The 7684-nt window shown below is 60.7% G+C and carries 5 protein-coding genes and 28 tRNA genes; 1 reads left to right on the top strand and 32 read right to left on the bottom strand.

Annotation, left to right across the window (positions count from 1 at the left end; genetic code table 11):
• Window positions 1-58: 58 nt before the first annotated feature.
• The 21 genes from HYT87_14935 to HYT87_15035 all read right to left on the bottom strand — a co-directional run bounded on the left by HYT87_14935 (window position 59) and on the right by HYT87_15035 (window position 4904).
• The gene (locus tag HYT87_14935) at window positions 59-511 is read right to left on the bottom strand and encodes a hypothetical protein (protein ID MBI2061060.1); all 453 of its coding nucleotides are present in this window, start codon (window positions 509-511) and stop codon (window positions 59-61) included.
• A 62-nt stretch (window positions 512-573) separates the two neighbouring features.
• On the bottom strand, window positions 574-2028 hold the full coding sequence (locus HYT87_14940) for a Tn3 family transposase (protein ID MBI2061061.1): 1455 nt from the start codon (window positions 2026-2028) through the stop codon (window positions 574-576).
• A gap of 118 nt (window positions 2029-2146) precedes the next feature.
• Window positions 2147-2220: transfer RNA gene (locus tag HYT87_14945), tRNA-Asp, on the bottom strand.
• Window positions 2221-2272: 52 nt separating this feature from the next.
• A tRNA-Glu gene (locus tag HYT87_14950) sits at window positions 2273-2344 on the bottom strand.
• Between the two features lies 1 nt (window position 2345).
• Window positions 2346-2418, bottom strand: a tRNA-Met gene (locus tag HYT87_14955).
• Between the two features lie 2 nt (window positions 2419-2420).
• Window positions 2421-2495 (bottom strand) — tRNA-Met (locus tag HYT87_14960).
• Window positions 2496-2720: 225 nt separating this feature from the next.
• A tRNA-Asn gene (locus HYT87_14965) sits at window positions 2721-2793 on the bottom strand.
• A 92-nt stretch (window positions 2794-2885) separates the two neighbouring features.
• Window positions 2886-2956, bottom strand: a tRNA-Trp gene (locus tag HYT87_14970).
• A 3-nt stretch (window positions 2957-2959) separates the two neighbouring features.
• Window positions 2960-3031: transfer RNA gene (locus HYT87_14975), tRNA-Ile, on the bottom strand.
• A gap of 7 nt (window positions 3032-3038) precedes the next feature.
• Window positions 3039-3124: transfer RNA gene (locus HYT87_14980), tRNA-Ser, on the bottom strand.
• Between the two features lie 4 nt (window positions 3125-3128).
• Window positions 3129-3203: transfer RNA gene (locus HYT87_14985), tRNA-Thr, on the bottom strand.
• A 3-nt stretch (window positions 3204-3206) separates the two neighbouring features.
• Window positions 3207-3278, bottom strand: a tRNA-Thr gene (locus HYT87_14990).
• A 7-nt stretch (window positions 3279-3285) separates the two neighbouring features.
• Window positions 3286-3356, bottom strand: a tRNA-Gly gene (locus HYT87_14995).
• 281 nt (window positions 3357-3637) lie between these two features.
• Window positions 3638-3724: transfer RNA gene (locus tag HYT87_15000), tRNA-Ser, on the bottom strand.
• A gap of 5 nt (window positions 3725-3729) precedes the next feature.
• Window positions 3730-3821: transfer RNA gene (locus tag HYT87_15005), tRNA-Ser, on the bottom strand.
• A 7-nt stretch (window positions 3822-3828) separates the two neighbouring features.
• Window positions 3829-3913: transfer RNA gene (locus HYT87_15010), tRNA-Ser, on the bottom strand.
• Between the two features lie 95 nt (window positions 3914-4008).
• Window positions 4009-4092, bottom strand: a tRNA-Leu gene (locus HYT87_15015).
• A gap of 30 nt (window positions 4093-4122) precedes the next feature.
• A tRNA-Leu gene (locus tag HYT87_15020) sits at window positions 4123-4206 on the bottom strand.
• Window positions 4207-4212: 6 nt separating this feature from the next.
• A tRNA-Leu gene (locus HYT87_15025) sits at window positions 4213-4293 on the bottom strand.
• A gap of 8 nt (window positions 4294-4301) precedes the next feature.
• Window positions 4302-4383 (bottom strand) — tRNA-Leu (locus HYT87_15030).
• A gap of 448 nt (window positions 4384-4831) precedes the next feature.
• A tRNA-Phe gene (locus HYT87_15035) sits at window positions 4832-4904 on the bottom strand.
• A 108-nt stretch (window positions 4905-5012) separates the two neighbouring features.
• Between HYT87_15035 and HYT87_15040 the strand changes: the two genes are divergently transcribed.
• Complete coding sequence (locus HYT87_15040; GenBank protein ID MBI2061062.1) at window positions 5013-5195, top strand: hypothetical protein; 183 nt, start codon at window positions 5013-5015, stop codon at window positions 5193-5195.
• 138 nt (window positions 5196-5333) lie between these two features.
• On the opposite strand, the gene HYT87_15045 is transcribed toward HYT87_15040, so the two are convergent.
• The 11 genes from HYT87_15045 to HYT87_15095 all read right to left on the bottom strand — a co-directional run bounded on the left by HYT87_15045 (window position 5334) and on the right by HYT87_15095 (window position 7584).
• The gene (locus HYT87_15045; protein ID MBI2061063.1) at window positions 5334-6125 is read right to left on the bottom strand and encodes a hypothetical protein; all 792 of its coding nucleotides are present in this window, start codon (window positions 6123-6125) and stop codon (window positions 5334-5336) included.
• 175 nt (window positions 6126-6300) lie between these two features.
• Window positions 6301-6498, bottom strand: a complete 198-nt coding sequence (locus tag HYT87_15050; protein MBI2061064.1) for a hypothetical protein — start codon at window positions 6496-6498, stop codon at window positions 6301-6303.
• 107 nt (window positions 6499-6605) lie between these two features.
• Window positions 6606-6680, bottom strand: a tRNA-Arg gene (locus tag HYT87_15055).
• 6 nt (window positions 6681-6686) lie between these two features.
• Window positions 6687-6757, bottom strand: a tRNA-Val gene (locus HYT87_15060).
• Window position 6758: 1 nt separating this feature from the next.
• Window positions 6759-6829 (bottom strand) — tRNA-Ala (locus tag HYT87_15065).
• Window positions 6830-6835: 6 nt separating this feature from the next.
• Window positions 6836-6910, bottom strand: a tRNA-Arg gene (locus HYT87_15070).
• A 6-nt stretch (window positions 6911-6916) separates the two neighbouring features.
• Window positions 6917-6994: transfer RNA gene (locus tag HYT87_15075), tRNA-His, on the bottom strand.
• A 236-nt stretch (window positions 6995-7230) separates the two neighbouring features.
• Window positions 7231-7303: transfer RNA gene (locus HYT87_15080), tRNA-Ile, on the bottom strand.
• A 6-nt stretch (window positions 7304-7309) separates the two neighbouring features.
• A tRNA-Lys gene (locus HYT87_15085) sits at window positions 7310-7382 on the bottom strand.
• Window positions 7383-7431: 49 nt separating this feature from the next.
• Window positions 7432-7502: transfer RNA gene (locus HYT87_15090), tRNA-Ala, on the bottom strand.
• Window positions 7503-7511: 9 nt separating this feature from the next.
• Window positions 7512-7584: transfer RNA gene (locus tag HYT87_15095), tRNA-Lys, on the bottom strand.
• Window positions 7585-7684 lie beyond the last annotated feature (100 nt).

The following is a 7684-nucleotide window of genomic DNA, read 5'->3' on the forward strand; positions in this document are numbered from 1 at the left end:
GCCATTGTAGGATGCTTTTCCCGACCGTGAATCCGCCGGCTGGCGGAGAGCGGCGCGCTCATGGCAGTTCTCCTGGCCCTTTCCGCTTTCGCCGTGGGCTTGGCGCTTTGAATCCAGGGCTGATGGCGTCGCTTGCGGTCTTGCTCTGAGCCGGAAACCTCAGCCGATCCACCGCCGCGGCCAATTCCTCTGTCTTTCGCTCCCTCGCGTACTCGGCAAGCTGCCCAACGGTCTCGTCGGGGAGCGGCAGCGCGGCACCGAGCATCCGGACCAGACACCGCTTGCAGACCCTTGTGGAAGGGATCCGCATCCCTTCCTTTTCGTTCTGGTAGTAGGTTTCGCCCTCCCGGATCTTGGCGCGGCAGTCGCAACGGTGCTCTTTGCGCGCCTGGACGGGACGGAATTCCCAGAAAGCGCGGCCGATGCGGTTGAACAGCGTAAGGGCATTCTGAAAACTCCCCTCCGAACTGAAGAAGGAATGCCATGACCGGTCGAGTCTGGCGCGCGTCACCTGCTGCGCACTGCGGGCAGTGGTCTGGCCATTCGACGAGGGCAGCCGGCGTGGTTTTCGGCTCAGGCGTGCCGCTCTTCCACCTTCTCCACGAAGGCGAGAACTCTCGCGGCGAGTTCCCGGCCCCTGTGGACAGCGGCCTCGAACGCCCGGAGTTCCTCTCCACGCCCCTCGACGGCCGGATCCCCTCTCCACGCGTCCAGAAGGCGGCAGTACGCCAGGAGGGACTGGTTGTTCTGGGACCACCCCGAACGAATCCGACCGCAGACAACCGGATGGAGCGACCCTCTCAGGCGCGCGGCCTCCTCGATGATCCCGGCGAAGAAAACGGCGTTATCGAGCCAAGTCCCGACTTTTTCGCGAAGCTTCGGGAACTCATCGGAGGAGGGAACAAGCGGATTGCCGTACCGGTCGGTCGGAGGCAGATCGAGCAGCTCGGGCCCGCTCCCGTCCAAACCGGGCTCGCCGAAAACCTGCCTGCGAATCCGGTTCACCGCGCCGATGATTTCCTTCAGGAAAGGCGACGGCGCAAAATCGGTCTCCTTGAGGTCTCCCGTCTGGAGGGCTTCGGCGACAAGAGACATAATCTGAAGCTGGAGCGCTTCGTGCTCCCGGAGCATCTCCTCGCGTTCATGTTCGGGTAAGGTATGAGCCACGCGGCGCGCCGCGGACTCGCCTCCCGAGACCTGAGCCGCCTGAACTTGCTTGAAGACCGATCCCCATCTCTCCTCGAAGACCTGGCGCCGCGCCATGAAGCTCACCCACCGAGGGTCACCCCAGTCAACCTGTCCGCGTCGCTCCGGACGGGGGCCGACGTAGTTGCCTTCCTTGTCGCGCCAGAGGGGCCAGTGAGGAACGAGTCGACGGTCCCGGAACTCTTTGTCCCTGATATAGCGCATGTAGAAAACGCTGCCGATCGCGCGACCAAGCTCCCGATACCCCTTGAACAGATGGGGGAACTCCACCGGCAGGCGTTCGAACGCCTTCGAGGCCGGCAGCCGATAGGTGAGAACGGAGGCGGCGATCCGACACATCTCGTCCCAATGCTCCTCGAAGTGCTTCTTCTTCACTACGCCTCCGAAACATTTCTGCGCCTTGGGCGGCAGCTTCTGGCCGGGCATGGAGTAGAGCTTGAAGGTGCTCCCCGGGGAGAGGAAGAGATGGAGCTCGAAGCCCATCAGGTGCATGAAACCGAACGCGCAGTCGATCACTTCGCTCCTCGGTATCCCGGGCGGCCATCCCCGGACGGCGTCGCCCCCGCCCAGTTCGTAGTCCACGGGCATGGCCGCGACGATTTCCTCTTCCTCGTTCCGAGGGAGCTTCGCGAGCGTCGTCCCCTGGCTTTCCGCGCGGTTCTTGAACCCGTCAATCAATCTGAAGGCGATAGGGATCTCGGACTCGTGCGCGACGAAGATTTTCGGGATGGAAGTGAGCTTCTCCTCCAACGATCCTCCGACTCCGCTTTCGTAGCACTTGACCCGCCGCGCGTCAACGGCATCCACCCACGGGTGTTGCACGCCTGCGTACCCCTGTTCAACCGGTGCGTCAAAAGCCGGTCCCGCATGCCGGAGGAATATCGAGCCGAAGGCGCAACGTTCGGCCTCGTCTCCCCGACAGAACCGTCACTTGAACTTCCGGTCCCGGCCGGACTTGAACCGGCTTTCTCCGCCTTGACGGGGCGGCGTCTCGACTGCTTCGACTTCGGGACCCTCGCTCCTGCCCGGATTGGAACCGAGGTCTACGGCAGGAGCCTGGAAACTGTGGCCCGTGCGAGAGTCGCACTCGCTTCACCGGATTGAAAGTCCAGTATCCTAACTCGTAGACGAACGGGCCGTGGCTCGAAAAGGATTCGCACCTTTGCCTGCGCCTTATGAGAGCGCCGTGCCTGCTGATTACACCATCGAGCCTCTGGTAGCGGGTCCAGGATTTGCACCTGGGATCTCGTGGTTATGAGCCACGCGAGATACTACTTCTCCAACCCGCGATCAGGAGCTCGACTATTGAAAGTAGTGTGGTAGGTTATCGCTCGCGCATTCGCGGGCGATCTTCGTAGAAGGATTCCGCGCCCATCCGGACACGGCTGCGGGAGTTGCACCCGCCTGATGTGGGTTGCAGCCACACGCCTACCTGCTCGGCCAAGCCGTGCGCGGATAAACGCGGACTACAGTCCGTCTCGAAAGAAATCGTTACAGCCATCGTGTGATCTCCGCTGGGGAGGTGGGTCTCGATCCCACAACTTCCTGATTAACAGTCAGGCCCGTTGCCGATTGCGGTACTCCCCAGCGCAGACCACGCGCCAGAGAGTTCCTATTGCCCGGACCCAGTTTCTTCATGCCCATCATGGTACTCCTTTCGTCATTCTCTCGTCAAACTTCAGGGAAGCAGGGACTCGAACCCTGGTCTGCGCTTTTGGAGAGCGCATGATTGGCCGCCATCTTCCTCCCCTGTTCGGCGCGGGAAGGTACGATCTTCCGTCTGTCGGTTATAAGCCGACTGCTCTCCCTATTGAGCTACACGCCGTAACCTTCGGAAGGTGAGGGAATTGAACCCCCGCCGGACGTGCCGGGATCGGTTAGCAACCGATTGCGACAAACCGACATTCGCCTACCTTCCAAGCTGGAGCCTCCGGCCAGTATTGATCTGGCTTCTCCGCGTTACGAGTGCGGTGCATCACCTTTTATGCTTCAGAGGCACGAGCCGCCGGAGGGCGTCGATCCCTCTTTTCCTGGGTACAGGCCAGGCGTCTTTCCATCTCGACCTCAGCGGCAGAACTTTGCGGGAGCGGGGACTTGATCCCCGGCTTCAGGCTTGGAAGGCCCGCTTGCTTCCACTACAACACTCCCGCTCATGTTTGCGCGGGGCCGGCCTCGATCCGGCATGGACCTGTGTGTAGGACAGGCGGCTCTCCATTCACCCCGCACCAATCCCGAAACAAGCGTGTTGATGTTGAAAACACGAAAGGCGAAGCCGCCTTCGGCTACAAATCAACACCTGTGCAGACGCAAACACAGGATTGGTGCGGGGTTCGCCTACCCGCGCTTCAAATTTGCGGAGTGCGGGCTTCGATCCCCACCCTTCCGCATACCAAACGGACGCACATCCAACCGTGCTCTAGCGGCGAAACTTCGGAGAGGGTGGGATTCGGACCCACGTCCGCCGGTCGGCGGATTCGGTTTTCAGGACCGATGCCTTCAACCACTCGGCCACCTCTCCCAACTTGGCGGTAGCGGGAGGGGTCGAACCTCCAGTCCACGTCTTCACGGGACGCCGCCTTTCCACGACGGCGGTTTCACCATTCACCCACGCTACCAAACGGACGGAGGGTGCTGGATTCGGACCAGCGGACCCTTTCGGGCCTCCCGCTTTCGAGGCGGGTGGATTCAACCGCTCTCCCAACCCTCCAAATTTGCGGCTGGCTGGAGTTGCACCAGCATGGGTGTTACCCCACAAGCCTCTCAAGCCTGCTCGTCTGCTTGTTCCGACACAGCCGCGTATTCTGGCCCCGCCAGGATTCGCACCTGGACGGCCTTCTCGGCCGGCGGGTCTTAAATCCGCCGCGTCTGCTGTTTCGCCACGGGGCCTCCGTCTCATTGTCAAAGAACAACCACATTTGCGCCGGGAAGGACTTGCACCTTCACGCCCTTTCGGACCACGGCTTCTGAGACCGTGACGGCTGCTGTTTACGTCACCGGCGCGTCATTTACCGGAGGTGGGACTTGGACCCACACGCCTTTCGGCACGAGCTTCTAAGGCTCGCGCGTCTGCCGTTCCGCCACTCCGGTATCAAACTTGCCCCTGGAAGGATTTGCACCTTCACGCCTTTCGACAGCGGATCTTGAGGCCGCCTCGTCTGCTGATTCCGACACAGGGGCGCTTCGATAGTCCCTGAAATCATTGGCGTCCGCTTCCCGGAATTTCCGGAGCAGCGAATCGTACCGCCTCACCATGTCCATGATCTCGTCGTTCACAGCGTCTTTCCCTTCACTTTCAATTTCAAATTCCTCTTCATGAGCCGGTGAATCGTTCCCCCGGCTACTCCCGCCCGTGGAGAGGCGACCCACCCACCATGCTTTGCCGCCCGCTCCAGGGCGGCTTCTCTATTCCGTATCCACATGTTTCCCGGCTTTCCCGTCATCTCAACCTCGTCAAAACAAAAAGACAGACCAAGATGGCAATTGTCAGGGCCACGGCTGCTTTCCTTTCGGGTTTCTTTGGATCAGCTCGTCGTAACCCTTAGAGGGTTGACGTACCGAGCGATCCTGTGGACAGCGTGGCGCCTAATATCAAGCACCACACCAATAGACTGAACAAGAACCGCACTGGCCACCCCTGGGATCGAACCAAGCTCTCCCGCTTTTCAGGCGGGCGCAGCGACCACGTTTGCTTGGTGGCCAGTTCGATTCCCGTAAAGAAGGGCTCAGTGTTCTTGTTCATGCTGATCTTTTCTTTGTACTCGCCTCCTGCGTTTTTGTCAAGATCGCATGGCGAACACACCGGAGACTTGGGGACCGACGTGGCCGCGCTGAGCCAGGGCCTCGATTTCAACGGAAACAAACGCGGCATAGCCCTTGAGGTCGTTCGGATGAGCGACGTCGAGGCGGCCTACATCCTGTTCAGTCGGTCCGACGCGAGGACAACGGGTTGCTCAGGGCTGGTCGGTTCGGGCAACATCATCGACCTTTGACCCCGAAACCCCGACACGGTGGCCACCACTCACATACATGCAAACTTACAACATCTATCTTCCCACTGCCCCTATTATCGAATTTTTCACGAAAACGCGGAAAAGGCCAATACATAGCTTGGGAGCGTGAAAGATCAATCAGGCGTGAGCGGTGGCCTCGGTCCAGCCGAGAAGGTAGGTGATCCGCGGCCGGCCGATCCCTGGGGAGAGCCGCCCGATCTCGAACCGGTAACCGTTGCCGTCGGTCAGCCCCTCGGTCAGACGCTCCAGTTGCCTAGGGGTAAAGACTCTCATGCACGATACAACCCCGTCCCACATGGTAAAGAACGGCAGCACCGGAACCAGATAGGTCAAGAGCAGGCGCTGCAATTTAGGCGGCCGGATCAGCGGGGCGGACAGAAGGACGCCTATCGGGACAAACCCAATCGCCGGCAGCGCCATGCGCTGTTCAACGACCTCGAAAATGCCGATCGGAGCGCCGGACTCGACCGCATCGCGCAGGATCGCCCGCGCCACCGGCGACGGCATGTGGTGAAATGCATTGAAGATCGTTCGCACTCCCTTAAGGTCGTGCGGGACCGCCGCCGCGTCGACCGGGGTTGAAATGAATTCGATTCTTCCCCCCGACTCCTGCGCCGCCCGGTGGAAAGCCCCGGTGTTGGGGTACTTGTCGGTCAACGTGATCCTGACCGGATATCCCGCTTTGCGAAAAAGACTTTCCATTCTTACTTGCGGCCCGCTTCCGCCCGACCCCATGTCGATGATCCGTTCCGTGTCGTGCGCGCGCAACCACTCGACCATCTTCGGTACGATCGGATCGAACGCGTGCGACACCTCGTTTAGGTAGCGCAAGCAGTCGGTCATGTAGTCGCGCCACTGCACCGGAAACCACTGGAAATCCTCAAACTCGAACAGATAGTCGCGCAACATGGGCGGCATTCGTTAGCCCACCCCTTTCCGCTCTGCTGCCGCAACAACCCTCCCCGCCCCAGCCAACAGGCCCAGCAGCCCGAAGGTGGTCCATGAGTTTGGGAGGGAGTCGAGTCTCATCGGCCCATCCTATCACTTCCCTGCGCCCCCCTTCCCACAGGGCCTCCCCTTTCTCTCACCGTTCTTCTCTTTTTCCTCCCCCCCCGCCCCGCGCGCGCGGGGAAAAAGAGGGAGCGGTGGGGGGAACCAGACCCTTGTGGGAATGCTGGGCCGACAGCACGCTCAGGAAAAGGCCCTCGATCCGTTGGTGCGCCTGGCGCCGGGCCTCGCGGACGAGATCCTCCAGGACCGTCTCGCCCGGCTCGACGTTCATCTTACAATCGAAGGAGACCGATCCGTGTGACGACCCTCCCGCCCATGGCGGGAGACTGTCACGGGGATAGAGGCGTGTCAACGCACGAGAGGGTGCGTGGCGAATCGTGCCCTTGGAGGGATTTGAACCCTCTGCCTTCCGGTTCGGAACCGGAGATGCAAATCCAGTTACACCTCAAGGGCCAAACTTGGGACCGGAGCGAGTCGGACGCTCGTATCCGCGATGTCACCACGGCGCTCTGCCGTTGAGCTACGGTCCCGTGGAGCCGCAGGGAATCGCACCCTGATTTCATCCATGCCGAGGATGTGTCCTCCTATTGAACGACGGTCCCAAACTTTGCCCCAGGTAGGACTCGAACCTACACGTTGCCCCGCTCGTAACGGGGTGGCCTCTCCAATTGACCGACTGGGGCTCGAACTGGGGGTGACTGACCGGACTTGAACCGGCTACTGTGAGGGCCACAACCTCACGCCTATCCTCTTCGGCTTCAGCCACCATAGATTTCTGGGCGCTGCGAAGTCGAACCCAGTCCACGGCGTTCCCGACACCGGATGCAGCCTCTACACCACGCCCAGTCCAACTTCTGGGAGCTTGGGATTGAACCAAGTCCACATCGTTCCGAACGATGGAGGCGACCTCTACCCCACTCCCAGTCGAATTCAGGGTGCCTGGAATTGAACCAGGTCCACATCGTTCCAGGCGATGGATGCGACCACTACACCACACCCTGGGTGCGCCCGGTAGGACTTGCACCTACACTCTCAGCCTTATCAAGACTGCGCTTCACTGTTTAAGCTACAGGCGCGAAATGTGGGGCCGGTGGGCTTCGATCCCACGTCTTCCGCTTAAAAGGCGGATCGTGCTCCCGACTCACCTACGGCCCCGTTCTTTTGTCGTCCTCTCCTTTCATCGGACGCTCCTTTCAAACATGGGTGGAGCCACGGAGATTTGAACTCCGATCTCAGCGGTGCGGACGCCGCATCCTCCCATTGGACGATGGCCCCAATACATTTTGGGTCCGGTGGGACTTGCACCCACAGCTTCCGGTTTAAGAGACCGGCACTCTGTCTGTTGAGTTACGGACCCGTGATGACAAAACACCTGCGCAAGCATCTTTCTGGTAAGGGTTGGAGTTCTGGAAAGACCCTTGCGCTTACCGTGCCGCTGGACGCGGGACGGCGATGCG

It is taken from the genome of Nitrospirota bacterium (assembly GCA_016180645.1).
In the GTDB taxonomy this organism is placed as follows: Bacteria; JACPQY01; JACPQY01; order JACPQY01; family JACPQY01; genus JACPAV01.

What these genes read in the sequence shown, in the direction of transcription:
- HYT87_15045 (MBI2061063.1), bottom strand. Translation starts at nt 6,125, where the DNA reads ATGTTGCGCGACTATCTGTTCGAGTTTGAGGATTTCCAGTGGTTTCCG.
- HYT87_15050 (MBI2061064.1), bottom strand. Translation starts at nt 6,498, where the DNA reads ATGAACGTCGAGCCGGGCGAGACGGTCCTGGAGGATCTCGTCCGCGAG.